Below are 24,891 nucleotides of genomic sequence, written 5' to 3'. Positions count from 1 at the left end.
CCCGCAACCTTAGCTCCCCCGCCTCTCCGAGACTCAAGCGCACAGTTGAGAGCCGCAACCAGTCCCATTCGCGGACCGGCGGTCAGGATCCGAAACAATTCTGGACGTACCCGGCGAGTTACCCCGGGCGCAACGAAATCAGTTGTCACCCTGGGCAACGCAAACTACGACCCGGACATTCGCTGACTGGGGAGCTGGCCTGCGTCCATGCGCTTCTTCACATCCGCGCGCAGGAACAGCACGAACACCCACACGGCGACGAAGACCACGCCGATCACCAGGATCGAGATGTGGATGAAGCCGCCGAGCAGCAACGCCACCTGCAGGGCCAGGTTGAACGGGATGGCCCAGGGCCGGCGCTGCACGCCCGCGCCGAGGAACATCACCACGGCCAGCCCGACGACGTAGAGGACCGACCACCAGCGCAGGCCGCCGCCGACGGCACTGATCACCGGCAGCGCGAGCAGCACGGTGATGGCCTCGAGGACCAGGGTGCCGGCCATGACGCCGCGCAGGCCCTTCCACGGGTCGGTGGCGGGCGGCGGGACCTCGGGGGTGGCGTCCGTCATGCGGGATCCTTTCCGAACAGGCTGCGGGCGGACCCGGCGGTGACGACCGAGCCGGTGATGACTATGCCCGCGCCGGAAACCAATTCGCCGTCCTCCCCGCCTTCGGCGAGCGCGATGGCGGTCTCGATGGCGTCGGCCAGGTCGTGGGCGACGGCCACGCGTTCGTCGCCGAATCGCTGGACCGCGAGGTTGGCCAGGTCGTCGACGGGCAGCGCGCGCGGGGAGCCGTTCTCGGTGACGACGATCTCGTCGAGGATCGGTTCCAGCGCGTCGAGGATGCCGCCGGCGTCCTTGTCGGCCAGCACCGCGACCACGCCGACCAGTTTGCGGAAGTCGAACTCGCTGGTCAGGGTGGCGGCCAAAGCCTTGGCGCCGTGCGGGTTGTGCGCGGCGTCGATGAAGATGGTGGGCGCGCTGCGCATGCGCTCCATCCGGCCCGGGCTGAGCGCGCTCGCGAATCCGGCTCGCACCGCGTCGATGTCGAGCTGCCGCGACGCGCCCGCGCCGAAGAACGCCTCGACCGCGGCCAGCGCGAGCACGGCATTGCGGGCCTGGTGTTCGCCGTGCATGGGCAGGAAGATGTCGTCGTAGACGCCGCCGAGGCCCTGGAGTTCGAGCATCTGGCCGCCGATGGCGACGCGACGCGAAAGCACCTGGAACTCAGAGCCTTCGCGAGCCACGGCCGCGTCGACTTCTACGGCGCGGCGCAGCAGGACGTCCATGACTTCGGGTTCCTGCTGGGCGATGACGGCGACGGTGTCGCGCGGGGACAGTTCGTCCTCGGGGGCCTTCTTGATGATTCCGGCCTTCTCCCCCGCGATGGAGGTGAGGTCGGGGCCGAGGAATTCGGTGTGGTCCAAGCCGATCGGGGTGATGACGGCGACCTGGCCGTCGATCACATTGGTGGCATCCCAGCGACCACCCAGTCCGGTCTCCACCACGGCCACATCCACCGGCGCTTCCGCGAAGGCCGCGTACGCCATCCCGGTGAGCACCTCGAACTTCGACATGGCCGGGCCGCCTGCGGCTTTCGACTGCGCGTCGATCATCTCGACGAACGGCAGCAGCTCCCGGTACACCTCCACGTAGCGTCCCGGCGTGATGGGCGCGTTGTCGATGGCGATGCGCTCGGTGGCCAGTTGCAGGTGCGGGCTGGTGATCCGCCCGGTCCGCCGGTGCAGCGCGGTGAGCAGCGCGTCGATCATGCGAGTCACCGAGGTCTTGCCGTTGGTGCCGGCGATGTGGATGGCCGGATAGGACTGCTGGGGCGAGCCCAGCAGATCCATCAGCGTCGCGATCCGCGACAGCGACGGCTCGATCTTGGTCTCCGGCCAGCGCCGATCGAGTTCGGCCTCGACCAGCGCCATCTCGGCCAGATCCACCGGCGAGGTGCCGTGGGTCAGCGAGCCCTCCGCGTACTGACGCTCCGGTTCGTCGTTCACTTGGCGGCCAACTCGGCGAGCCGGGCGGTGACGCGCTCGACATCGCCCTCGGCGATCTCCTTGCGCGCCTTGATCTTCGCGACCACGTCCTCGGGGGCCTTGGCCAGGAAGGCCGCGTTGCCGAGCTTGCCGTTGGTGCCGGCCAGTTCCTTCTGCGCGGCGGCGAGGTCCTTCTCCAGGCGGCGGCGCTCGGCGTCGAGGTCGACCGTGCCGGAGGTGTCGATCTCGACGGTGACCGTCGCGGTGCTCAGGCGCACCTCGACCGACGCGGTGGCCGCGAAGTCCGCGCCCGCCTCGGTCAGCTTGGCCAGGTTGGCGATGCCCGCCTCCTGGGCGCGCAGGTCGGCGGCGTCGATGCCGGCGATGCGGGCGGCCACCTTCTGGCTGTCGGCCAGGCCCTGGTCGGCGCGGAAGCGGCGGATCTCGGTGATCAGCTTCTGGGTGTCGGCCACCCGCTGGGCCGCGGCGGTGTCGGCGGTCGCGCCGGAGACGGCCGGCCAGGCGGAGATGACGATGGACTCGCCCTCGGCGCCGTCGGTCAGCGCCTGCCACAGGGTTTCGGTGACGAACGGGACGGCCGGGTGCAGCAGGCGCAGCACGGCGTCGAGGACGTTGCCGAGCACGATGCGGGTGCTCGCGGCGCGCTCCTCGGACTCGGCGAACTGAACCTTCGCCAATTCCAGGTACCAGCTGCAGAATTCGTCCCACGCGAAGTGGTAGAGCCCTTCGAGGGCCTTGCTGAACTCGTAGCGGTCCAGGGCGCCGTCGACCTCGGCGATGACCTCGTCGAGGCGGTCGAGGATCCACAGGTCGCTGTCGGTGAGGGTGTCGCGGGCGGGCAGTTCGCCCGGCTGCGCGCCGTTCATGAGCGCGAACTTGGTGGCGTTGAACAGCTTGGTGATGAAGCTGCGCGAGGCGGTCACGTGCGAGGTGCCGACCGAGAGGTCGCCGCCGGGCTGGGCGCCGCGGGCCAGGGTGAAGCGGGTGGCGTCGGCGCCGTACTCGTTGATCCAGTCCAGCGGGTCGATGCCGTTGCCGCGCGACTTGGACATCTTCTTGCCGTGTTCGTCGCGAATCAGGCCGTGCAGGAACACATCCTGGAACGGGACCTGCTTGGCGTCCTTGCCGGCGGTGAGCACCGGGTCGTCGGAGACGAACATGCCGAACATCATCATCCGGGCGACCCAGAAGAAGAGGATGTCGTAGCCGGTGACCAGCACGCTGGTCGGGTAGAACTTGCGCAGTTCCTCGGTGGAGTCGGGCCAGCCCATGGTGGAGAAGGGCCACAGGCCCGAGGAGAACCAGGTGTCGAGCACGTCGGGGTCCTGGACGTAGCCCTCGGGGGCCTGCTCGTCGGGTCCGACGCAGACGATCTCGCCTTCGGGGCCGTACCAGATCGGGATGCGGTGGCCCCACCACAGCTGCCGCGAGATGTTCCAGTCGTGCATGTTGTCGACCCACTCGAACCAGCGCGGTTCCTGGCTGGCCGGGTGGATCTTGACGTCGCCGTTGCGGACCGCGTCGCCGGCGGCCTTGGCGATGCCCTCGACCTTGACCCACCACTGCATGGACAGGCGGGGTTCGATGGGTTCACCGGAGCGCTCGGAGTGGCCGACCTGGTGGATGTAGGGGTACTTGCGCCCGACCACGCGACCCTCGGCCTCGAGGCGCTCGCGGATCTTCAGCCGCGCCTCGAAGCGGTCCATGCCGTCGAATTCGGTTCCGCTGTCGGCGATCTTGCCGGTGATGTCCATGATGGTCGGCATCGGCAGGTTGTGGCGCAGGCCGAGCTCGAAGTCGTTGGGGTCGTGCGCGGGGGTGATCTTGACCGCGCCGGAGCCGAACTCGGGGTCCACGTAGTCGTCGGCGACGATCGGGATCTGGCGGCCGGTGATCGGGTGGTAGACGGTGGTGCCGATCAGCGCCTGGTAGCGCTCGTCGTCGGGGTGCACCGCGACGGCGGTGTCACCGAGCATGGTCTCCACGCGGGTGGTGGCCACGATCACGTGCGGCTCGTCATCGTTCAGCGAGCCGTAGCGCAGCGAGACGAGCTCGCCCTCGACCTCCTTGTGGTCCACCTCGAGGTCGGAGATGCCGGTCTTCAGCACCGGCGACCAGTTCACCAGGCGTTCGGCGCGGTAGATGAGGCCGGCGTCGTAGAGGCGCTTGAAGATGGTCTGCACGGCGCGGGACAGGCCCTCGTCCATGGTGAAGCGGTCGCGGCTCCAGTCGACGCCGTCGCCGAGGCGGCGCATCTGGCCCTGGATCTGGCCGCCGGATTCGCGCTTCCAGTCCCAGACCTTGTCGACGAACAGTTCGCGGCCGAAGTCTTCCTTGGTCTTGCCGTCGACGGCGAGCTGCTTCTCCACCACGGTCTGGGTGGCGATGCCGGCGTGGTCCATGCCGGGCAGCCACAGCACCTCGAAGCCCTGCATCCGCTTGCGGCGGGTGAGCAGGTCCATGAGGGTGTGGTCGAGGGCGTGGCCCATGTGCAGGGTGCCGGTGACGTTCGGCGGCGGCAGCACGATGGAGTACGCGGGCTTGGCGCTGCCGGTGTCGGCGGTGAAGTAACCGGCGCCTACCCAGCGCTCGTACAGGTCGGCCTCGACGTCGCTGGGGTTCCAGCTCTTGGGGAGGGCATCGGCACGATTTCGCGGGTTCTCAGAGGCTGCGCTGGTCACCGTGTGATTCTAAGGGCTGGGATTATCGCCCAACGACCGGGTTTTTCCCAGGGGTGATTTTGGATAGCCGAAGGGCGAGGCTTCCGGCGGATGAGGGACACCGGAAGCCTCGCCCTCGACGTCCACACTACCGCCGTTTTGCGCGATTCCCCCGAATCCATACCCAATTCTCAGGTTGTGACCCAGTAGCCTGAAAACCATGAATCCGATTGTCACACGGTTGATGTCGACGGTCGCCGGCCAGCTGGGCCACCCCCACGGCCGCCTCGGCAAGCTCGTCGCCCGCATGCTCAACCGCGGCAACCACCCCCTGATCGAGGCCGCCGTCACCGCCGCCGAGGTCACCCCCACCGACGCGGCCGCCGACATCGGCTTCGGCGGCGGTCTCGGCCTTACTCTGCTGTTGGGCCGGGTCGGCACCACCGGCACCGTGACCGGCGTCGAGCTCTCCGCGGACATGCTCACCCGGGCGCGCCGCGAGTACGCGGCCGACGTGTCCTCCAACCGGCTGCGCCTCGTCGAGGGTTCACTCACCGGACTGCCCCTGGCGGACGACTCGCTGGATGCCGTAATCACCTGCAACACCATCTATTTCGTGCCCGAGCTGGACGCGGCGTGCGCCGAGCTGGCTCGCGTCCTGAAATCCAAGGGCCGCTTGGTGATCGGCATCGGAGACCCCGACGCCATGGCGAAAATGCCTTTCACCCCATACGGATTCACGCTCCGCCCGGTCGCCGAAGTCCGTGCGGCGCTGGAGCGGGTCGGCCTCACGGTCGATCAGCGTGAGGTCACCAGCAGGCCGATGACGGGCCATCTGCTCATCGCCCGCCCCACCGGATAGGGGTCGAGCGGTCGCGGTCCGGGCGTACTTCGGTTGCGCCCGGCCTTCGCGGCCACCATGAAGTGATCGTCGACGGGTTCCGGCACACTTCTGTCCCGCAAACGTTTGACATCTAATCATTCGATATCTAACGTTTCACTCGGATTGGTTCTACCGAGGAGGAACGTGGTGGCTGTCGACAGGGCCGGGGCGAGTCCCCCGGTGCGGGACGAGGTCGAGCCGACACCGGCGACCACCCGGCAGTGGGCCGTGCTCGTGGTGGTTTCGTTGACGCAGTTGATGATTGCGCTCGACGCGACCGTGATGAATGTGGCGTTGCCGTCGGCGCAGGCGGACCTCGGGTTCTCCGATTCGGGGCGGGCGTGGGTCATCACCGCGTACACGCTGGCGTTCGGCGGGCTGCTGCTGATCGGGGGCAGGCTGTCGGATCTGCTCGGGCGGCGGCGGGCGCTCACTATCGGATTGGCGGGATTCGCGCTGGCCTCCGGAGCCGCCGGATTGGCACGGAATCTGGCCGAACTGGTCGCGGCCCGAGCCGCGCAAGGCGTGTTCGGCGCGTTGCTCGCGCCGACGGTGCTGGGCCTGGTGAGCGTGACCTTCGCCGATCCCCGGCTGCGGGCGAAAGCCTTCGCGGTGTTCGGGGCGATCGCCGGTGGCGGTGGCGCGATCGGGCTGGTGCTGGGCGGCCTGCTGACGCAGACATTGAGCTGGCGCTGGTGCTGCTATGTGAACATCGCGCTGGTGGCCGTGGTCCTGGCCGGTAGCCGGCTGCTGGTGCCGGGTGATCGCGGGATCCGCCGGGAACGACTCGATATCGTCGGCGCGGTCCTGGCGACCGGCGGCGTCACGGCGGTCGTGTTCGGTGCGTCCCAGGCCGCGACCTCGGGATGGGCGTCGATGTCGACGCTCGCTCCCGGAGCGGGCGGGGTGATCGGGCTGGCGCTGTTCGGGCTGTGGGAGGCGCGGGTCGCCGATCCGCTGCTGCCGCTGGGATTGTTCGCGAACCGCAATCGGGTGGGGGCGGTGCTGACGGTGGCCTGCGCGGTCGCCGGGATGCTCGCGCTGTTCCTGTTCCTCACCTACTACCTGCAATCGGTGCTCGGGTACGGCCCGCTGCGGGCCGGGCTCGCTTTTCTGCCGCTGTCGTTGGCGGTAGCCGCTGCGGCGCAGCTGATTTCGGCTCGCCTGACGCATCGGGTCACGCCCCGCACGCTGATCGTGCCCGGGTTGTGCGGCGCCGGGCTCGCAATGGCATTGCTCACCCGTTTGACCCCGGACAGTCACTACGCCTCCGGCGTGCTGCCCGCGCTGCTGCTGCTCGGCGCGGGAATGGGCTGCGTGTTCGCCCCCGCGATCAGTGTGGCCACCGCCGACGCGCCGCCCCGGCAGGCGGGCGTGGTGGCGGCCGTGGTGAACGCCGGTCAGCAGATCGGCGGCTCGCTCGGGGTCGCGGTGCTCAACACCGTCGCCACCAGCGCGGCCGCCGGATTCCTGACCGGACGTCCGGACCGATCCGCCGTCGCCGCCGTGGTCCACGGCTACACCACCGCCACCGCCTGGGCGGCGGCGCTGCTCTTCCTCGCCGCACTCGCGGCGGGGTTGCTCATCACCGGAAATCCACGAAAGGGAGACCAATGACCGTCGAAGATCAGGTGCGCGAGTTGTGCCGGCGCTGGGCCGCGGCCGAGCAGCTCGAAGACGTTGCGGCACTGAACGATATGGCTGTGCCGGACTTCACCCTGGTCGGGCCGGCCGGGTTCGTGCTCGACAAGGGCGCGTGGCTGGACCGCTACCGCAACGGGGCGCTGCGGACCACGTCGATCGTGTGGGAGGACCCGGTCATCGTCCGCGATTACGGCGCCGCCGCCATCGCGATCGGCCGCTACGTCCAGGAGGCCGAATACCAGGGCAACAAGGCCGACGGCCGGTTCCGGAGCACGCATGTCGCGGTCGAGCGGGACGGCCGCTGGCAGCTGGCCGGACTGCATCTGAGCACCAGCGTCGGACCGTAGCGGCGCGAATCCATCGAGGTACGTTGAGGGAATGCCGAGACCCGACCGAACCCCCGTAGGCCTGGTTCTGACCCGCACCGCGAAAACGGTCAGCCGCGCCTTCGACGAGACCCTCGCCGCCTCGGGAGGTTCGCTGCCGGTCTGGCTGATCCTGCTGACCTTGAAGACTCAGCAGCTCGGCAACCAGCGGGAGCTGGCGAAGGCGGTGGGTATCGAGGGCGCGACGCTCACCCACCACCTCACCGCGATGGAGAACGAGGGGCTCGTTACCCGGCGCCGGGATCCGGCCAACCGCCGGGTGCAGCAGGTGGAACTCACCGAGCGCGGGGACGCCCTGTTCCTGCGGCTGGCCGGTGCGGCCGCCGCCCACGATCAGCGCCTGCGGGCCGGATTCAGCGATGACGAGGTCGCCGTGCTCAGCGATCTGCTGGACCGGCTGGCGCACAACATGAACAAGCCGACCGTCCCCTGACCCCGGTTCGAGGTCACCCGGGAGTCGGCACCGCCCGAACTGGAGTGACCATGAACCCCGAACTGCTCGCCAAGCTCATCCGATTCCAGCAGCCCGAGAAGGCGCTGCCCTACCTGAACGGTCTCGACGACGCCCGCGTCGCCGGACTGTTCGACCTCGATCCGGGCGAATACCGGGACCTGCGTGCGGGATTCGCCGATCAGACCCGCCAGGCCGCCGAGGAACTGCTCGAGGATGCCGAATTGGCGGCACAGGTGGACCGGCTGCCGTTCGCGGCGGGTCAGCACGTGCTCGCGCTCGGTGAGAGTTCCACGGCGGATCGACTGTCCTGGTTCGAGATTCTGCGTCAACTGCTGGCCATCCGCCGCCCTGGCGACGCGATCCAGTTGACCAATGCGGCCGTGACCGGGTGCACCACAACACAAGCGCTGACCACACTGCCGGGCCTGGGCTTCCAGCGTCCGGACTGGGTGCTGTGCCAGCTCGGCGCGAACGACGCACAACGGCTGGGCAGCACCCGAACCCGGCTGGTCAGCGCCACCGAGACCGCACGCAACCTGCTGCTGCTGCGCGACCGCGGCCTGGAAATCACTTCCGCACAGTGGGTTTGGCTCACCCCGACCGCGGTCGACGAGGGCCGCGCCGCCACCTTCACACATTTCCGGAGGGCCGGAATCACCTGGGCCACAGCGGATATGGCGGACACCGCGAAGGTGCTGTCCGTTCAACCGGAACCCGTGGTCGACGCCCTGTCGGTCACCGAACCCCTCCCCGGAGCCGAGCTACATCTCGACGACGGCGTGCATCTGACCATCGACGGCCAGATGGCGGTCACGGTCGAGCTGGTCGCCACCCTGTCCCGGATTTCCTGACTCTCGAGACCAAGGATCACCGCTCATGACGATCATCGCCCCCCGCTCCAGACTCCTGACACTGGTCCCCGTCCTGCCCTTCACCGGGCTCACCATCGCCTACGTCGCCACAAATTCCGCTACGCCGCACCCGGATGCCAGCGGTGCGGCCGTGCTGGCCTACACCACCGCCCATCAGGACCTGATCCATCTCGGCGCGTTTCTGTTGCTGCTGTCGGCCGCTCCGCTCGTCCTCGCGACCGGGCTGTTGCACCGGGCGCTGCGGGCCCCGGCCATCGCGGTCATGGGCGGAGCGCTCGCCGCGTCCGGGCTCACCCTCAGCGCACTGTTCTCCTGGACCGGTGCGCGGCTACCCAGTTCGACCGCACCGGAATCGGCGCGGGCGTTCGCAGATCTGGCGTTCCTGACCGGCGGACCCGCCTATGCCGCCGGGTTCGGGCTGCTCGCCCTGGGTCTGTCGATTCCGGTGCTGATGGACACCGAATTGCCGCGCTGGGTCGGCATCTTCGGATTGGTGATCGCCGGCGCGGCGGCGCTCTCGACGCTGGCGCTGGTGGCCTCCGGGTTCACCTATCTGCTGCCGGTCGTCCGCTTCGGCGGGCTGATCTGGTTGATCTGCACCGCCGTCGTGGTGTCGCGGCGTGCGTCGTTCCCGACGGAATCCGCGCTCCCCGCGCATGTTTGAAAGGTCACCGCAATGATCAGCAGCTATTCCGACCTGTCCGGCAAGACCGCCGTCATCACCGGCGGCTCGCGAGGCATCGGCGCGCGGACCGCGCGCGCCCTGGCCGCCAATGGGGCACGGGTCTGCGTGGTGGGCCGCGACGAGCAGGCTCTGGGCGAGGTGGTCACCGCGATCACCAGTGCGGGCGGGACCGCGGTCGCCGCCGTCGCCGACGTCACCTCCGACGCCGACCTCGCCTCCGTGCGTGAACTGGTCGAGAACGAGCTCGGTCCGGTCGATATCCTCGCCGCGTTCGCCGGCGGTCAGGGCTACCCGACGCCGAGCGCCGAACTGACCGAGCAACGCTGGCATCAGGTCCTCGACTCCGATCTGACCTCGGTCTTCCTGACCATCCGCACCTTCCTGACCGGCATGATCGAGCGGGCGCACGGCAGCATCATCACCATGTCCTCTTCGGCAGGACGGCAACCGTCCCAGGCGAATCTGGCCTACGGCGTCGCCAACGCGGGCGTGGTGATGCTCACCCGTCACCTGGCCACCGAGCTCGGTCCGCACGGCATCCGCGTGAATGCGCTGGCCCCCACCGCCATCCGCACCGAGAAGGTCGCCGCCAATATGCCCGAGGCGGTTCAGCAGCAGGTGGCGGCGCAGCATCCGCTGCGCCGCCTGGGCACCCCCGACGATGTCGCGGAGGCCGCGCTGTTCCTGGCCTCGGATGCCTCCGCCTATCTGACCGGCATCACCATCGATGTCGCCGGGGGCCGGATCACCAACTGAGGCCCACCCCGATACGCACTGTGCCCCATGCCTTCCGGCATGGGGCACAGTGCGTCGACGTCATGGGACGAGGACGTCCAGGACGCCGGGGTGGGCGCGGAACAGGGCCGGGAGGTGGCCGGCCGGGTCGCCGTCCGCGGTGGCGGGGGCGCCGGGGGCGGTGAGGCGGATCTCGCGGGCCCGGTACTGGACGGCGGCCGGGTGGTCGATGCGCTTGCCGGCCGACAGGGTCGGGAGCAGGCGCAGCATTTCCAGGCGGGACATGGCGCCGACGACGGTGAGGTCGAGCAGGCCGTCGTCGATCTCGGCGTCGGGGGTGATGCGCATGCCGCCGCCGTAGGTGCTGGTGTTGCCGACCGCCACCATGACCGCGTCGAGTTCGAGGACCGTGCCGTCGGGGTGGTCCGGGGAACCGGTCAGTTCGATGCGATACGGGACCGCGAGCTTGCCCACGAGTTCGAGCAAGGCCGCGACGGTGTAGCGCATGGGACCGTTGGGCCAGCGTAAGGCGTTGGCGCGCAGGGTGACCCGGGCGTCGAGGCCGGTGCCGGTGACGGTGGCGAACCAGACGGCACGACCCGATTCCTCGGTCTCGACGGTGCCGAGGTCGATGGCGCGGGTGCGGCCGTCCAGGATGGTGGCCACCGCGGCGGCGGTGTCGTCGGGGATGCCGAGTTCGCGGGCCAGGTCGTTGCCGGTGCCGCCGGGTATCAGGCCCAACGGCACGCCGGTGCCCGCGAGCGCCTGCAGCACGACGCCGACCAGGCCGTCGCCGCCCGCCGCCACCACGGCATCGGGACGCTTGTCGGGGTCGGCCAGCGCCTTGCGGACCAGTCGTTCGCTGTCGGCGGCCGACTCACCGCGGATCTCGGTGACCTGGACGCCGAACTCGACGAACCGGTTGGCCGCCTCGACGGCGACCAGTGCGCCCTTGCCGTGACCGGAGAGCGCGTTGGTCACCAGGGCGATGGAGCGGATGGTTCTCACGGAATCAGCTTCCCAGGGTTCAGGATTCCGGTGGGATCCACGGCGTTCTTCACCGCGCGCAGCACCTGAACGCCCAGGTCACCGATCTCATCGGTCATCCAGGGGCGGTGGTCGGCGCCGATCGCGTGGTGGTGGGTGATGGTGCCGCCCGCGGCCACGATGGCATCGCCCGCGGCCTTCTTGGCGACGGCCCAGCCGGCGATCGGGTCCTGGGCCTGCTTGGCGACGACGGTGAAGTACAGCGACGCGCCGGTCGGGTAGGTGTGCGAGATGTGGCACATGACCAGGGCCGGCAGGCCGAGCGCGTCGACCAGCGCCGCGGTCACCTTGGCCTTCAGGTTGTCGAGATTGCTCCAGGTGGTGGCGGTTTCGAGGGTCTCGCACAGCACGCCCACGTCCAGCAGCGCGTCCCGCAGGTAGGGGGCGGCGAAGCGGCCGTGCTCCCATTCGCGGGCCGGGCCCTCGCCGAGAGCGGTGCCGCCGGTGGCGGCCAGCAGGGCGGCGGCCTCGGTGCTGCGGGCGGCCACGTGCGCGGCGGTGCCCTCGAAGGTGGTGACGGCCAGGCAGCCGCCGACGGCCGCGCCGCCGATGTCTCCGGCCCGGGCCAGGTTCAGGCCGGTCTCGGCCTCGTCGGAGAGCCGCATGACGGTGGGGGCGGCCCCGGCCTGGATGACCGCGCGCAGGGCGGCCGCGCCGGTGGCGAAGTCGGGGAAGGACCAGGCCTGGTAGCCGGTGGTCTCGGGGACCGGGTGCACGCGCAGGGTGACCTCGGTGATGATGCCGAGGGTGCCCTCCGAGCCGGAGAACAGTTCGCGCAGATCGGGTCCGGCGGCGGAGGCGGGGGCGCGGCCCAGGTCGAGATCGCCTGCGGGGGTGGCGATCCGGAAGCGCTGGATCATGTCGTCGAAGCGGCCGTAGCCGGCCGAGGCCTGGCCCGAGGAGCGGGTGGCCGCGAAGCCGCCGATGGTGGCGTATTCGAAGCTCTGCGGGAAGTGGCCGAGCGAAAGGCCGTGGCGGGCAAGCAGTTCCTCGGCCTGCGGGCCGGTGAGGCCCGCGCCCAGGGTGGCGGTGCCGCTGACCGGGTCGACGTCGGTGAGGGTGTCGAGGCGGCGCAGGTCGAGAGCGATGACGGCCGGGAACTCGCCGCGGGCCGGGTCGAGGCCGCCGACGACGCTGGTGCCGCCGCCGAAGGGCACGACCGCGATGGCGTTGGCGGCGCAGTACTTCAGGACCGCGAGGACTTCGTCGTGGTCGGCGGGGAAGGCGACGGCGTCGGGCGCGTCCTGCTCGCCCTCGGCGCGGCGGCGCAGCAGGTCGGGGGTGGACTTGCCACCGGCGCGGAGCAGCCGGTCGCGGTGGTCGATCGACAGGTTCTCGGCTCCGACCACCGCGACGAGTCCGGCATGCTGATCCGGCGTGAGCGCCGAGGCGCGCAACGGCACATCGCCCTCATCGCGACGGGTCGCCGGCTCGCCGGACACCCCGAATACCTGCGTGAGCAGTCCCCGGATCTGCTCGGACAGTGGTTTGTGTCCGGCCGGGGAACCCCAGGCGTCCCACACCATACTCGCGCGGGCGTGCGCCTCGCCCGAGTTTTCGGTGGATGCGGAAGCTGCTTGTGTGTCGACCATGCGTTACAGTGTGACATAGAATGTCAAGCAGTAACGGCAACTACTCTCCCATGGTGGCAACCATGAGTTCTACCGAACCATCATCCGCCGTCGACCGGGCCATCCTGGACGCGGCACGCGCCTGCGTGGCCGAATTCGGCGTCCGGCGCACCACCCTGACCGAGGTGGCCCGCCGTGCCGGTGTCAGCCGTCCCACCGTGTATCGCCGCTGGCCCGACACCGGCTCGCTGGTGGCCGACCTGCTGGTGCGCGAACTGCGCGAGATCATCGTCGACACCGCCCCCAGCACCGGCACCGGCCGCGCGCGCCTGGTCGGCGCGATCGTCGGCGGCGGGTCGATGATCCGCCGAAACCCCCTGTTCGCCAAGATCTTCCGCGCCGACGCCGACGTCATGCAGACCTACGTGTTCGAACGCCTGGGCCGCAACCAGCGCGCCCTCATCGACCTGTTCGCCGACGGCATCCGGCAAGGCCAGGCCGACAACTCCATTCGCGACGGCGACCCCCAGCACCTGGCCGCCATGCTGCTGCTCATCGCCCAATCCGCGGTCCAGTCCGCCTCCGCGTTCGCGGTGGTGCTCGAGAGCGACCACCTCGACGCCGAACTGACCCACGCCCTGAACGGCTACCTCACGCCCGGCGACCCCGGCCCGCGATGACCATGTCCGGCGACCGAATCCCCTCCCGCGCAACGATTCCGCTCCTTAGGGCGGATACGGCGCGGCACGGAACGGGCGCCGGAACCGCGGACCGATCGGCCGTCCGTCGCCACGGACTCACTCCCTTCCATCGACACCCGCATCGAAAGGCCCTGATATGACCAGCAATCCGGATCGGTCCAATTCCGCGCTCAATCGGGAGCGACGGCAGCGGGAGCTGACCGCGCTGGGCGACGGGGCCCCGATCGACGTGCTGGTGATCGGCGGCGGCATCACCGGCGTCGGGGTGGCGCTGGACGCGACCGCGCGCGGTTTGCGGACGGTGCTGGTGGAGAAGCACGACTTCGCGTTCGGGACCAGCCGGTGGAGTTCCAAGCTGGTGCACGGCGGCCTGCGGTATCTGGCCAGCGGTGGCGTCGGGATCGCGCACGAGAGCGCGGTCGAGCGCGACATCCTGCTGACCTGCACGGCGCCGCATCTGACCCGGGCGCTGCCGCAGGTGGTGCCGCTGCTGCCGAATATCGGTGCGGCACAGAAGCTGCTGGTGCGGGCCGGGTTCCTGGCCGGGGACGTGCTGCGCCGGACGGCGGGCACGCCGGCGTCGGTGCTGCCGCGGTCGCGGCGGGTGGCCGCGGCGGAGGCGCTGCGGTTCGCCCCGACCGTGCGACGGGACGGGCTGCGCGGCGGATTGCTGGCCTGGGACGGGCAATTGGTCGATGACGCGCGGCTGGTGGTGGCCATCGCCCGCACCGCCGCGCGGGAGGGCGCCACGGTGCTGACCCGGGTCGAGGCCGGGAACGTGACCGGCACCTCGGCCACCCTGACCGACACCCTCACCGGTGAAACCCTGGACGTGACAGCGCGTTCGGTGGTGAACGCCACCGGCGTGTGGGCCGATCAGGTGGATCCGAGCATCGAGCTGCGGCCGTCGCGCGGCACGCACCTGGTGTTCGACGCGGCCGCGTTCGGCGGTCTCACCGCGTCGCTGACCGTGCCGATCCCGGGCAGCACCAGTCGTTTCATCTTCGCCTTCCCGGCCGCGCACAACCGCGTGTACCTGGGTCTCACCGACGAGGAGGCGCCCGGCCCGGTGCCCGACGTCCCGCACGCCACCGACGGCGAGATCGACTTCCTGCTCGACACCGTCAACACGGTGCTGCGGGAGCCGTTGCGCCGCAGCGATATCCGCGGCTCCTTCGCGGGCCTGCGACCGCTGCTGCGCACCGGCGACGACAGCACCGCCGACATCTCCCGCGAGCATGCGGTACTGACCTCCCCCACCGGCGTGATCACGGTGGTGGGCGGCAAGCTCACCACCTACCGCAAGATGGCCGAGGACGCCACGGACGCCGCGGTGGCGCACGCGCGGCTGTCCGCGGCCCCCTGCCGCACCCGCGCGCTGCCGCTGGTCGGTGCGGTGTCCGGCGCGGCTCGCGATGCCATTCAGGCCCCGCCCCGGCTGGTCGAGCGCTACGGCAGCGAGGCCGCCGCGGTTCTCGAACTGGCACAACAGCATCCGGCCCTGGCGGCGGAGGTCGCGCCCGGGATCGACGTCACCGCGGCCGAATTCGCCTTCGCGGTCTCCCACGAGGGGGCCGTGGACGAAGCCGACCTGCTCGACCGCCGCACCCGCATCGGCCTGGTCGACACCGATCGCAAGGCCGCCGAGCCCGCCGCCCTGGCAGCTTTCCAGTAGCTGTCGGGTACCGAATTGCCGCGCCGCTTTCGTGTGGGGCGGTTGCGGCGCCGCGGTCACGGCCGGTAGCCGCACCGCCTCCACCGGCGGCCGTTGCCGCGAGGCCGCGCCGGGCCCGGTCAGCCGGGGACGGCGCAGCCGGAACCGGTGGGCAGGCCGGTGCCCACCTGGATGTCGACGTAGGGGAAGACGTCCGCGGCGCCGGCGTGGCGCTGCCAGATCTGCAGGCGGTGCGGTCCGGGGGTAGCCGGGGTCCAGTGGGCCTGCGCCAGCGAGCCGGAGGGGTTGGCGACGGCGAAGGGAACGTTGTTGTCGTAGAAGACGACCGGGGTGACCGGGTCGTCCACGACGCCGTCGATGGCGTAGCTGCAGCCGGTGCCGTAGTTGGTGGCCAGTCCGAAGCTGATACCCGGATCGATGCCGACCCGGGTGCCGGTCGCGGCGGCGGGGGCGGCGAGCGCGGCGATGGTGGCGACCGTGGCGCAACCGACCGCGGCGGCGGTCGTGGTCCTGATGATCGAGCCCGTCATGGTTCGGTCCTCATCGGGTGCTGCCGGGGCCGAATGCACCGGCACGATGCCACGATCCTCGCTCGCGCATCCCGGCTTCGGGGTGCATTGCCGCAATCGGGCGGATTACGTGTCGCTGCGAACCCGGGTGGAACGGTCATATGCTTGGCTGCGATATTCCGAGCGCCGGGAGAGGGAGGCGCGGATGGGCCGAATGCCGACGCGGGTCGGAGTGATACCGGGGGCCGGCCTGGTCGCCCGGTACGGAAACGTGGTCATCTTCCTGTACGGGGACAGCCCGTCCACGGACCGGATTCTCGGCACCGCCGAGGCCGCCGCCACCGCCCACGACCCGGGGATGGCCATCGCCCAGCGGCTCGCCGCCACCGTCTTCACCGGCTCCGCCCAGCCCCCCGCCTTCGGTGTGGTCGCCCCGACCGCCGGCGGCCTGCTGATCCTGCTGCGCGGCCCGGTCACCGCCGCGGTCGACGGCCCCGAGGGCTCCCGCAAACTCTCCGGGGAACGGGCCATGACCTGGGCCGACGAGATCGTCGGGCACCCGGTCCGCCGCCTCACCCTGGCCGCCGACGGCGCGAGCGGCGAAATCCCCCACACCGATCTGCGCGCGGGCGTCGTCCCGGGCCGCGGCTTCGTCCTGCACGCGCCGGTCTCCGGCCTGTCGGCCCCACGCACCGCCGACCCCGCCCCGAGAGCGGCTGCGGCCCATGAGCCGGTCGCCCGGGAGCGCACGCCCGACCACCGGCCCCCGGCGGGCCCAGCCGACCGGCCCGCGTCAGGCCCCATCCCCGCCCCGGCCCAACACGCGTCGAAGCCTGCTTCTCCCCCACCTGACCACGGTTCGAGGCCGGCTGCTGCCTCACCCGAGCACGGTTCTAGGCCGGCTGCCGCCCCAGCTGAACACGGGTCGAAACCGGCTGCTGCCGTACCCGATCACGGGTCGAAACCGGCCCCCGCCGCGCCCGAACACGCCTCGAAGCCGATCCCCGCGCCGACCGAGCGTGCGTCCGGGCCCGCGGCCGCCCCGTCCTCGCCGGCGTCGCCGCCTGGCTCCGGGCCGAACCTGGATGTGACCCGGCGCGTTTCGACTCCCCCGCCGTCACGTATCCGGTTCTCGACGCCCACGCCCGGATCGGGCGCGGAACCCGCTTCCGCACAACAGGTTTCCCCGTCAGGCCCCGATTCCGAGCCCGGGCCCGCGTATCCGCGGAACGCGCCCACGGCTCCCGCTCAGGGACAACGACCGGGTGCCCCGCGAGCCGAGCACCCCGCGCAAGCTCCCCGGGCTGCCGGGCCGGATTTGTCGAAGCGGCCCGCGGCGGATTCGCCGCCTGCCTCCGGGCGGGAGAATCGCCCCGATCCGGGGGAGCAGCCGCCGACCGCCGCCTACTCCCCCGAGTCCGAGGGAGCCGAGACCCGGGTGCCGTCCGGTCCGCCCTCCACGTCCACGCTGGCGGGGGCGGGCGCCGCGCTCACGAGCACGGAGGGCGAGACGTATCCGTTGGATCGCCCGTATGTGATCGGCCGCGATCCGATGATCGACGAGGCGGTGCGGCGGGCGGTGGCCTCGCCGATCGTGATCGCGCGCGACCGGCATGTTTCCCGCGTGCACGCGCGGGTGTTCATCGAGAAGGGTCAGGTGTTCGTGCGGGATGCGGGCACCCCGGGCGGCACGTTCGTGGCGGCGCCCGGCGCCGCGGAGTGGATTCGCGTGGGCCAGCAGCCGACGGAGTTGAAGGCGGGCTGGAGTCTGCGCATCGGGGAGCGGATCCTCACCTACCGTTCGAGCCACCCGTAGTCGAGCGCCGGCGAGCGGCCGACTGTCATTGCAGCGCCGACCAATCGCCGCGCTGGAGGGCGTTGCGGGCTACCGGCGGAATCGGCTTGCGGGCGCGCACGGCCTGCTGGGCGGCGGCCACGTCCGAGGGATGGTGACCGAGCACGATCGCGCCGGCGACGCGGCCCTGGGCGAGGACCAGGCGGCGGTAGGAGCGGCGGGGCGAGTCGTCGACCACGATCACCTCGTCGCGCTGTTCCGGTTCGACCTGCCCGATGCTGAACAGTTCCAGGCCGACGCCCTTGAGGATGGTGGCGGGTGTCTCGGCGGTGAGGACCTGTTCGCCGCCGAGCGCGTTGACGGCCGCGGCCTGGGCTTGTTCGGCCGCGATGGGCCACAGGCCGAGTACGCGGTCGCGGTGTTCGGCCACGTCACCGGCGGCGTACACGTTGGGTGCGGCGGTGCGCATCCGGTCGTCGACGAGAATGCCCTTGCCGCAGCGGATTCCGGCGCGCACGGCCAGGTCGGTGTTGGGCCGGATGCCGGTGGCGGTGAGGAACACGTCGCACGGCAGCAGGCTGCCGTCCTTCAGCACGACGGTGCGGACGGGGTCGCCGCCGCGCGGTCCGGCCGCTCGGGGATCCCCGGTCAGCGCGGCGGTTTCGGCGCGATGGCGGACTTCGATTCCGGCGCGGGCGAAGTGGTCCTCGACGATGGCGGAGGCGCGCGCGTCGAGTTGTTTGCTCAGCAGGCGGGCGCCGCGTTCCAGCACGGTGACCCGTAAGCCGAGCTGGTGCAGCGCGTAGGCGGCTTCCAAGCCGAGCAGCCCGCCGCCGGCGACGATCGCCCGGGTACAGGTCCGCTGCTGGGCGTAGGCGCGAATGTTCAACGCGTCCCCGGCTTCCCGGAGCACGAAGCTGCCCGGACGCTGCAGTCCCTCGATATCGGGCAGGGCGGCGGAGGCGCCGGTGGCGAGAATGAGCCGGTCGTAGGGCAGCACGTCGCCGGTGCCGAGGTGCACGCGCTGGGTGCGCGGATCCAGCTGCGTGGCCAGGGTGTTGAGCCACGGCGTGATGCGATGGTCCTCGTACCACTGTTCGGGTTGCAGGTAGAGGCCCTGCATGGCGGAGCGGCCGGGGATGAGGCGGGAGATACCCATGCGGTTGTAGAAGTCGTGGGGTTCCCGTCCGACCAGATGGATTTCGCAGTCGGGGTGGCCGCGGCGCAGGAAGTCGGCGGCGGTGACGCCCGCGATACCGGTGCCGATGACCACCAGACTGACCAGGGATCGATCGAAATGGGCGGGGCGGTCGCCGGTTCCGTGGCCGGGTTGCGGGGTGAGCGAGACCCGCACGCCGCCCTCGTTCACCCGCGCGCAGCAGGCCATACGGGTGTTATCGGCGAAACCCAACCGGCGCAGCGTGTTCCGTTCGTCACCGGTCGGCTCGCAAAGTTTGTCGCCGCCTTCGAGAACGGCGACCGGGTCGGCCCCGCAGACGCCCATGCGGCAGCCTGATTCCAGCGGCAGGTTCGCCTTTTCGGCGAGGTCGAGCAGACTGACGCCGAGTTCGGCCGCCACCGCGCGGCCGTCGAATTCCACCGAAGCGCCAGGTGCCGTGTCCTTTTCGGCGTCCACGCGGGCACGCGGGAAGGGCAGCAGGACCGGTTCGGTTCGCGCCCCGGTGGTGAGCGCGTACTGCAGTTCACTGACCCGGGTGCGGGCCACGAACAGCACGGTCGCCCCCAGCACGAACAGGCTGATCGGCCACCGCAGCCACGCCACACCTCCAACACCGGTCACCGTGGTGAACGCGCCGAGCAGCACCGGACCCGCGAACCAGTAGAAGCCGTTCAACGCGACCGCCGCGTACACCGCCGACAGGACGGCCGCGCTCACCCCGGTCAACGCCTCGACCGCGAAGTACCCGCCCACCGCGACCAGCACCGCGGCCCCCAGCGCCAGATATCGCTGCGGCACAGCGACACCCGGGTATCCTGCCAGCACCATGAACCCGAGCACGAACCCCGGCAGCGCGGCGGCGAACAGCTTGCGCGGCGCGCTCCAGCCGGGGTCCGGGTCGGCCATGTCGGCCTGGTAGGCGGCGCGCGGTTTGAAGTCGAAGCAGTTCTTGGCGCAGCCCACGCAGGGTTGGCAGTGATTGTTGGCGATGGTGACGAACGGCGTCTGCCCGTAGACGCGTTGCAGCGGGAACAGCGGGCAGATGCTGCTGCACCAGCCGCTCTTGCCCTTGAAGGCGATGCCGCCGGTGAACGCGGCCAGCAGGACCGCGGAAAGCACTATGCCCGTGGCTGTTCCGCTGCGGTCCAGGCCCGCCACCCGGGATCCGGCGATCCCGAAGAACAACGCGACCGCGATCAGATAGCCGCGCTGCTGCAACCACGCCGGCGCGGTGGCGGCGCGGGTGAACCGCAGCAGCCGCGGCAGCTGGTTGGTGGCGGCGAGCGGGCAGGTGTTGCGCCACAGGCCCGGTGCGATCAGGAACAGTCCGGGCAGCAGCGGGACGACGATCTTGAAGAAGACGAACAACCCGCCCGCGGGCCGCACGAACATGGTGACGATGAGCGCCAGGTAGGCGGTGATGCTCAGCACGCGCGCGGCCTGCCAGACCCGCAGCGGGATCCGGCTGGTCAGATCGGTGAAGGCGGGGAACAGGTTTCGTTCCCCGGAGGGGTCGAGGCCGAGGACCCGGTCGGCGACGGCCACCCAGCCCGGCGCGGGCTCCGGTTCGCCGCCCGGTGGACGCGGGATCGCCCCCGTGGGCCCGAGCACGGTCTCCGACCCGTCGAACCCGTCCGGTTCCACGGTCGGCGTGTGCAGCACGAGGATCTCGCAACGCCCCAGCCTAACCACGTCGCCGGTGACCAGTTCGCGCCGCCCGGTCAGCGCGACGCCGTTCACGGTGGTGCCGTTGCGGCTGCCCAGATCGACGACCGACAGTGCGGTGGGAGTCGGCACCAGCCGCAGATGCTGCCGTGAGACCCCGCCGTCGGCGAGTACTTCCTGACTGCCTTCCCGCCCGAACACGAGTGGACCGTCGAGCATGCGCCGCCGCGCGGGCCGCCCCCACTCCCGGATCTCGATGACCGGCCGACCCGCCATAGTCCCCACCCTTCCGCGGCGCGGTCGTCGATCGTGCCGCGCTCGTGCGTATATCGCCGAAATCCGGACCGACCATTACCGTGCCGCGATCTTCATCGCCGTGATGACGGCCGCCGGTATCGGCGCGCCCGTCCGCCGAGCGCCCCGGTCAGGCGCTCATCAACGCCTGTCGGGCACCACAGTCAGCCCGTTCCCGCAGGCGATGCACCCACATCACGCCCTCTCCCGTAGCCGTTGCACCCGCACATACCGGTACCGCTTGCCGACTCGGCGGCACCCGGTGGCGAGCGCCAACCCCGCCGCGGCACCGCCTGCGGCACAGGCGATCACACCGAGCAGCGTCGGTTCACGCCCGAGCAGCACCCACGCCGCGCCGACCGCCGCCACGCCGAGCAATCCCATGCTGACGGCCAATCCGACGGTGGCGGCGAACCGGGCGCTGCCGTGCCGCAGGGTCCGCGCGTTCGATTCGGCGTAGGCCGCCGCGAACAGCAACAGCAAGGCCAGCCCGACAGCGGTGGCGGTGGTGGTCGCGGGCTGCCGCGTGCGCACCCCGAACGTGTAGTCGGCCGTCTCGGACCCGTTGCGGGACAACGACAATTCCCCCGTCAACCGCCCCGCCAGCACAAACCGGTTCACCGGCGCGGCCAGCTCCCCCGCCCCGCCCGCCAGGTCGGCGCTCTCACCCCCGGCCCGCACACCCAGCACATTCACCGACAGCTTCGCCCCGTCGGCCGCGCCACCGGACACGGTGACCGGCACCGGCTTCGACAGATCGAGCACCACCGTCTCGGCGGCCGGGTCGACCCCGCCGATCCGCACCATCCCCACCGGCGGCGCACTCCGTTCGGCCACCCCGATCCCGAGCACCGCCACCCCACCGGTCACCACCGCCAGCAACGCCGCGACCACGAACGGCACCCGCGACGACCGCAAAGTGACAACCTGCTGCACCGGCACCAGATCCGCCCGCGCCACCTCCGCGAGCTTCGCCCCGCCGTGCGGAATCGGCTCCCGAGGCCGAATCCGCTCCATCGGCAGCGTGCCTCCCGGCCCGCCGACGCGGCCGGGCATGACCCCTGGACTCTGACCGGCCCGCATCGTCGGCGCGGAGCGGCGGTCGGCGGGAGTTGTCGCGCGGGCGGCGTTCTCGGCCGCGGCAGCCGAGCCGAACCGTGTGGGTTGCCCGCCCGGGCCGTCCGGTGCCCGGCGGGGATCGCCGGGTGGCATCGGTCCGCCGGCGGTGGAGTTGGGCGGGCGCTGGGAGCGGATCGGTTGCGGTCCTGGCGTGATCGGGCCGGATCCGCGCGGTGGAATCGCTGGGCCGGAACGCATTCCAGGGCCGGAGGGCATTCCTGGCCCAGGCCGCATCCCCGAGCCGGGCGGGGGAGTGAAGGGGCCCTGCGGGCCGCGGCCCGGGGGTGGGGTGTGCGGGACGGGGGGAGTCAGGCGGGGGCCGCCGGTGGTGGCGGCGACGATGGTGTCGGCGCCGATCACCGGGATGCCCACGGGGGTGAGCCAATTCGCGCCCCAGAAGTGGGCGGCGGTTTCGGCGATGGCGACGCCGAAGGTTTCGGCGGAGTCGTAGCGTTCGGCGGGGTCGGAGGCGAGGCCGCGCATGACGGCGTCGGCGATGGGGTGCGGGACGAACGGGGCCACGTCGGTGAGGGGGACGGGGTCGCCGTAGGCGTGGGCGAAGAGCAGGGCGAGGGCGTCGGAACCGGTTTGGAAGGGGAGGACACCGGAGAGGAGCTGGTAGAGCATGGTGGCCAGGGCGTAGACGTCGGTGGCCGGGGTGAGCTGGTTTCCGCGCACCTGTTCGGGGGCGATATAGGAGGGCGTGCCGATGATCTCGCCCGCCTTGGTCACCAGGGTGTCCTCACCGCCGACGATCTTGGCGATGCCGAAGTCGGTGAGTTTGAGCGCGCCGTTGGCGGCGAACATGAGGTTGGAGGGTTTCACGTCGCGGTGCAGGATGCCGCTGCGGTGCGCCGCGTCCAGCCCGGCCGCGCAGGACAGCGCGACCGCCACCGCCGCCGTCGCCTCGAATCCCGCTGTGATGAAACGGTTCTCGACGGTGCCACCGGGCAGATACTCCAGCACCAGCAGGCACAGATCGTCGTGCTCGATGTAGTCGTACACCGGCACCACGTGCGGATGGTCGAGCGCTGCCATCACCCGCGCCTCGTCGACGAACCGGCGCCGCACCTGCATGTCGTCGGCGAAATGCGGCGGAATCTGTTTGATGGCGACCCGCCGGTGCAGCCCGCGATGCACCCCGGCCAGCACCACCCCGCACCCGCCGCGCCCGATCTGCCCGCCGATCTCGTACCCGGGCAGCGCCGCTCGCACGCGCGCCACATCGGCGTCGCTCAGATTCCCCGCACTCATCTCCCCGCGCCCTCCGACCGGAATCCTTGTCCCCCAGGGTCACTGCGCACCGTCGGTTCGTCGTCGGCCTCGGCCGCCTCGGCGCCCGGCCCGGCGGGACGGCCCCCGGCGTCGCGCCCCGGCCCACGCCACACCGGGCCCTGGGCGCGCCCGGCCACCGTCTCCCCCGAGCCTCCCGCTCCACCCGGCGGTTGCACGCCCGCCGGATATCCGGCGGTCGCCGCACCGGCGCCGGCGGCGTCCTGACCTGTGGGACCGGTCGTGCCGCCGGGCCTGCTGACCGACGGCACCCCGCCCGACGGCAGCAGCGTCTCGGCCCCGGTGTCTCCGGAACGTCCTGGCAGTGGCCCGGTTCCGACCGGCCCGGACGGTAGGCGTCCCGATTTCGGTGAATCTGTTGCAGAGGTGCGGGTTTCGCCGGTATCGGGTTGCATGGCGGAGGCGAGGGGGCCGCCGCCCAGGTAGGAGCCGCCGAATCCGGGAGATGAGATGCGGGTGGTCTCGCCGCTCTGGAAGTCGGCGGGGTTGGGCGTGGGGTTCGGGCTGGGCGCGGGGCCGCCCGGGAAGACACGCATCGGGCCTTGCGGTGCGCCGGGGGCAGACTGGTGAGCGGTCCCGGCTCCGGCGGGGCCGTAAGGGACGAACTCTGTTGCGGCGCTGGATGGTTGATTGCGAATATCCAGGTCCGGGTAGGTACCGCCGGGTCCCCCGACCGGCGGCAGGTCGCGGAAGGTGCCGCCGTAGGGCGGGTTCGGACCGATCGGGGCGGCACGGGGATCGGGTTCGGGTGAGCCGGGGAAGGGATTCGGTCCACCACCCGCGTAGGGCGCGCTCCCGCCGAAGGGCACACCGGTCCCGCGAGGTGCACCGATCCCGACCGGTGCGCCGATCCTCAGTGGCGCGCCGGCGCCGGCGGGGAAGCCGCGGGCGTCGAGTTCCTGTGCGGCGGCGAGGTCTTCGGGGTCGAGGCCGAGGTCGTCGGACTGGCGGGGCGTGGGTGAGAAGTAGCCGGCGAGGAAGAAGACGGTGGCGAGGGCTCCGGCCAGGGCCAGCCACAGCGCGGTGCCGGGCACCCACCACCGGGCCACCGACCCGGTGAAGCCGATCATCAGGCCGATGCCGATGCCGGGGGCGAGCAGCCGCAGGCCGCGCTGCCAGCGGTTGGCCGAGAGGCGGTGGCGGGCAACGGTGAGGGCGGCGTCGGTGATGGCGAGGCCGGTCAGGACGGCGATGATGATGCCGAACAGTCCGTACACCGAGGCCAGCGAGCCGCGCACGTCGACGACGGTGTGGACGGCGGCGAGCGGCTTGCCGTCCTGGCCGATGAGGGTGAGGTCGGAACCGATCAGACCGGTCGCCTGCCCGTCGAGCCCGGCGGGATCCAAACGGTAGGTGAGCTTTTCGGTCTTGCCCGCCCCCACCGTCAATTCGACGGTCGTGGAGTAGGAGTAGAAGTTCAGTCCGAGCACATGCCCGGCGAGGTCCACGCGCCGGATCGAGACGGAGTTCGCGGACTTGTTGGTCACTTCGACGACGACGAGGGACACCTTCCGGGGATCCAGGCGCACCGGATTCCCGGCGTCCGCGCCCCCGATGGCCCGCCCGTCGAGGGTGGCGGTGGCGCTGACGCCGCCCGCCGCGGCGGCGGGTCCCGCGGTGAACAGCAGTGCCGCGACGGCGAATACGACCGCCGCCAGGCCGGCGCACACCGCCCGGCCCCTTCCCCGCATGCTTCGGGCACCGCGCGCGCT

19 protein-coding genes are annotated in these 24,891 nt (G+C 71.2%); 10 read left to right on the top strand and 9 right to left on the bottom strand.

What is annotated here, in order from left to right:
- Positions 1–164: 164 nt before the first annotated feature.
- Genes ACYVKL_RS33500 through ACYVKL_RS33490 form a run of 3 tightly spaced genes read right to left on the bottom strand, consistent with a single transcriptional unit; the run spans position 165 to position 4,692 of the window.
- Positions 165–569, bottom strand: coding sequence for a DUF4233 domain-containing protein (locus ACYVKL_RS33500; protein WP_379167120.1), 405 nt, complete (start codon positions 567–569; stop codon positions 165–167).
- On the bottom strand, positions 566–2,011 hold the full coding sequence (folC, locus tag ACYVKL_RS33495) for a bifunctional tetrahydrofolate synthase/dihydrofolate synthase (protein ID WP_417629431.1): 1,446 nt from the start codon (positions 2,009–2,011) through the stop codon (positions 566–568). Before folC ends, ACYVKL_RS33500 begins: the two co-directional genes overlap by 4 nt.
- Positions 2,008–4,692 (bottom strand): valine--tRNA ligase, encoded by a 2,685-nt coding sequence (locus tag ACYVKL_RS33490; protein ID WP_357193029.1) that lies wholly within the window; start codon positions 4,690–4,692, stop codon positions 2,008–2,010. Before ACYVKL_RS33490 ends, folC begins: the two co-directional genes overlap by 4 nt.
- Positions 4,693–4,891: 199 nt before the next feature.
- Between ACYVKL_RS33490 and ACYVKL_RS33485 the strand changes: the two genes are divergently transcribed.
- The 7 genes from ACYVKL_RS33485 to ACYVKL_RS33455 all read left to right on the top strand — a co-directional run bounded on the left by ACYVKL_RS33485 (position 4,892) and on the right by ACYVKL_RS33455 (position 10,351).
- The gene (locus tag ACYVKL_RS33485) at positions 4,892–5,533 is read left to right on the top strand and encodes a class I SAM-dependent methyltransferase (protein ID WP_379167122.1); all 642 of its coding nucleotides are present in this window, start codon (positions 4,892–4,894) and stop codon (positions 5,531–5,533) included.
- 168 nt (positions 5,534–5,701) lie between these two features.
- On the top strand, positions 5,702–7,171 hold the full coding sequence (locus tag ACYVKL_RS33480; RefSeq protein ID WP_379167124.1) for an MFS transporter: 1,470 nt from the start codon (positions 5,702–5,704) through the stop codon (positions 7,169–7,171).
- Positions 7,168–7,545 (top strand): nuclear transport factor 2 family protein, encoded by a 378-nt coding sequence (locus ACYVKL_RS33475; RefSeq protein ID WP_379167126.1) that lies wholly within the window; start codon positions 7,168–7,170, stop codon positions 7,543–7,545. The genes ACYVKL_RS33480 and ACYVKL_RS33475 overlap by 4 nt, the downstream gene beginning before the upstream one ends.
- Positions 7,546–7,576: 31 nt before the next feature.
- Complete coding sequence (locus tag ACYVKL_RS33470; RefSeq protein WP_213557350.1) at positions 7,577–8,017, top strand: MarR family winged helix-turn-helix transcriptional regulator; 441 nt, start codon at positions 7,577–7,579, stop codon at positions 8,015–8,017.
- A gap of 50 nt (positions 8,018–8,067) precedes the next feature.
- A complete protein-coding gene (locus ACYVKL_RS33465; protein ID WP_379167128.1) occupies positions 8,068–8,889 on the top strand; it encodes an SGNH/GDSL hydrolase family protein in 822 nt (273 codons plus the stop codon).
- A gap of 25 nt (positions 8,890–8,914) precedes the next feature.
- Positions 8,915–9,574, top strand: a complete 660-nt coding sequence (locus ACYVKL_RS33460; protein WP_379167130.1) for a DUF4386 domain-containing protein — start codon at positions 8,915–8,917, stop codon at positions 9,572–9,574.
- A 12-nt stretch (positions 9,575–9,586) separates the two neighbouring features.
- Positions 9,587–10,351 carry an SDR family NAD(P)-dependent oxidoreductase gene (locus ACYVKL_RS33455; protein ID WP_379167132.1) on the top strand — a complete coding sequence of 255 codons (765 nt, stop codon included), beginning with the start codon at positions 9,587–9,589 and terminating at the stop codon, positions 10,349–10,351.
- A gap of 60 nt (positions 10,352–10,411) precedes the next feature.
- Here the strand turns inward: ACYVKL_RS33455 and ACYVKL_RS33450 are convergent, their stop codons facing one another.
- Together ACYVKL_RS33450 and ACYVKL_RS33445 are read right to left on the bottom strand one after the other, a co-directional pair.
- Positions 10,412–11,338: a diacylglycerol/lipid kinase family protein gene (locus tag ACYVKL_RS33450; protein ID WP_213557354.1), complete on the bottom strand. Its 927-nt coding sequence runs from the start codon at positions 11,336–11,338 to the stop codon at positions 10,412–10,414.
- Entirely contained in the window at positions 11,335–12,969 is a 1,635-nt protein-coding gene (locus ACYVKL_RS33445) for an FAD-binding oxidoreductase (protein WP_379167134.1), read from the bottom strand. Before ACYVKL_RS33445 ends, ACYVKL_RS33450 begins: the two co-directional genes overlap by 4 nt.
- Before the next feature lie 62 nt (positions 12,970–13,031).
- Between ACYVKL_RS33445 and ACYVKL_RS33440 the strand changes: the two genes are divergently transcribed.
- On the top strand, positions 13,032–13,628 hold the full coding sequence (locus tag ACYVKL_RS33440; protein WP_379167136.1) for a TetR/AcrR family transcriptional regulator: 597 nt from the start codon (positions 13,032–13,034) through the stop codon (positions 13,626–13,628).
- Positions 13,629–13,785: 157 nt separating this feature from the next.
- Positions 13,786–15,324 (top strand): glycerol-3-phosphate dehydrogenase/oxidase, encoded by a 1,539-nt coding sequence (locus ACYVKL_RS33435; RefSeq protein ID WP_379167138.1) that lies wholly within the window; start codon positions 13,786–13,788, stop codon positions 15,322–15,324.
- 119 nt (positions 15,325–15,443) lie between these two features.
- Here the strand turns inward: ACYVKL_RS33435 and ACYVKL_RS33430 are convergent, their stop codons facing one another.
- Positions 15,444–15,854 (bottom strand): hypothetical protein, encoded by a 411-nt coding sequence (locus ACYVKL_RS33430; RefSeq protein ID WP_379167139.1) that lies wholly within the window; start codon positions 15,852–15,854, stop codon positions 15,444–15,446.
- Between the two features lie 184 nt (positions 15,855–16,038).
- Here ACYVKL_RS33430 and ACYVKL_RS33425 point away from each other — a divergent pair, with 184 nt between their 5' ends.
- Entirely contained in the window at positions 16,039–17,649 is a 1,611-nt protein-coding gene (locus ACYVKL_RS33425) for an FHA domain-containing protein (protein WP_379167141.1), read from the top strand.
- A gap of 25 nt (positions 17,650–17,674) precedes the next feature.
- On the opposite strand, the gene ACYVKL_RS33420 is transcribed toward ACYVKL_RS33425, so the two are convergent.
- The 3 genes from ACYVKL_RS33420 to ACYVKL_RS33410 form a co-directional block, all read right to left on the bottom strand.
- A complete protein-coding gene (locus tag ACYVKL_RS33420) occupies positions 17,675–20,749 on the bottom strand; it encodes an FAD-dependent oxidoreductase (RefSeq protein WP_379167142.1) in 3,075 nt (1,024 codons plus the stop codon).
- Positions 20,750–20,962: 213 nt separating this feature from the next.
- On the bottom strand, positions 20,963–23,140 hold the full coding sequence (locus tag ACYVKL_RS33415) for a serine/threonine-protein kinase (RefSeq protein WP_379167145.1): 2,178 nt from the start codon (positions 23,138–23,140) through the stop codon (positions 20,963–20,965).
- On the bottom strand, positions 23,137–24,870 hold the full coding sequence (locus ACYVKL_RS33410) for a hypothetical protein (RefSeq protein ID WP_379167148.1): 1,734 nt from the start codon (positions 24,868–24,870) through the stop codon (positions 23,137–23,139). The genes ACYVKL_RS33415 and ACYVKL_RS33410 overlap by 4 nt, the downstream gene beginning before the upstream one ends.
- Positions 24,871–24,891: the final 21 nt, after the last annotated feature.

Source organism: Nocardia tengchongensis (assembly GCF_054781395.1).
Note: the sequence above shows the minus strand (reverse complement) of the source record. Positions and strands in the feature narration are given on the sequence as shown.

Coding starts and splice junctions, on each gene's coding strand:
- ACYVKL_RS33500 (WP_379167120.1), bottom strand. CDS start 569: ATGACGGACGCCACCCCCGAGGTCCCGCCGCCCGCCACCGACCCGTGG.
- ACYVKL_RS33485 (WP_379167122.1), top strand. CDS start 4,892: ATGAATCCGATTGTCACACGGTTGATGTCGACGGTCGCCGGCCAGCTG.
- ACYVKL_RS33475 (WP_379167126.1), top strand. CDS start 7,168: ATGACCGTCGAAGATCAGGTGCGCGAGTTGTGCCGGCGCTGGGCCGCG.
- ACYVKL_RS33470 (WP_213557350.1), top strand. CDS start 7,577: ATGCCGAGACCCGACCGAACCCCCGTAGGCCTGGTTCTGACCCGCACC.
- ACYVKL_RS33465 (WP_379167128.1), top strand. CDS start 8,068: ATGAACCCCGAACTGCTCGCCAAGCTCATCCGATTCCAGCAGCCCGAG.
- ACYVKL_RS33460 (WP_379167130.1), top strand. CDS start 8,915: ATGACGATCATCGCCCCCCGCTCCAGACTCCTGACACTGGTCCCCGTC.
- ACYVKL_RS33455 (WP_379167132.1), top strand. CDS start 9,587: ATGATCAGCAGCTATTCCGACCTGTCCGGCAAGACCGCCGTCATCACC.
- ACYVKL_RS33445 (WP_379167134.1), bottom strand. CDS start 12,969: ATGGTCGACACACAAGCAGCTTCCGCATCCACCGAAAACTCGGGCGAG.
- ACYVKL_RS33440 (WP_379167136.1), top strand. CDS start 13,032: ATGAGTTCTACCGAACCATCATCCGCCGTCGACCGGGCCATCCTGGAC.
- ACYVKL_RS33435 (WP_379167138.1), top strand. CDS start 13,786: ATGACCAGCAATCCGGATCGGTCCAATTCCGCGCTCAATCGGGAGCGA.
- ACYVKL_RS33430 (WP_379167139.1), bottom strand. CDS start 15,854: ATGACGGGCTCGATCATCAGGACCACGACCGCCGCCGCGGTCGGTTGC.
- ACYVKL_RS33425 (WP_379167141.1), top strand. CDS start 16,039: ATGGGCCGAATGCCGACGCGGGTCGGAGTGATACCGGGGGCCGGCCTG.
- ACYVKL_RS33420 (WP_379167142.1), bottom strand. CDS start 20,749: ATGGCGGGTCGGCCGGTCATCGAGATCCGGGAGTGGGGGCGGCCCGCG.
- ACYVKL_RS33415 (WP_379167145.1), bottom strand. CDS start 23,140: ATGAGTGCGGGGAATCTGAGCGACGCCGATGTGGCGCGCGTGCGAGCG.
- ACYVKL_RS33410 (WP_379167148.1), bottom strand. CDS start 24,870: ATGCGGGGAAGGGGCCGGGCGGTGTGCGCCGGCCTGGCGGCGGTCGTA.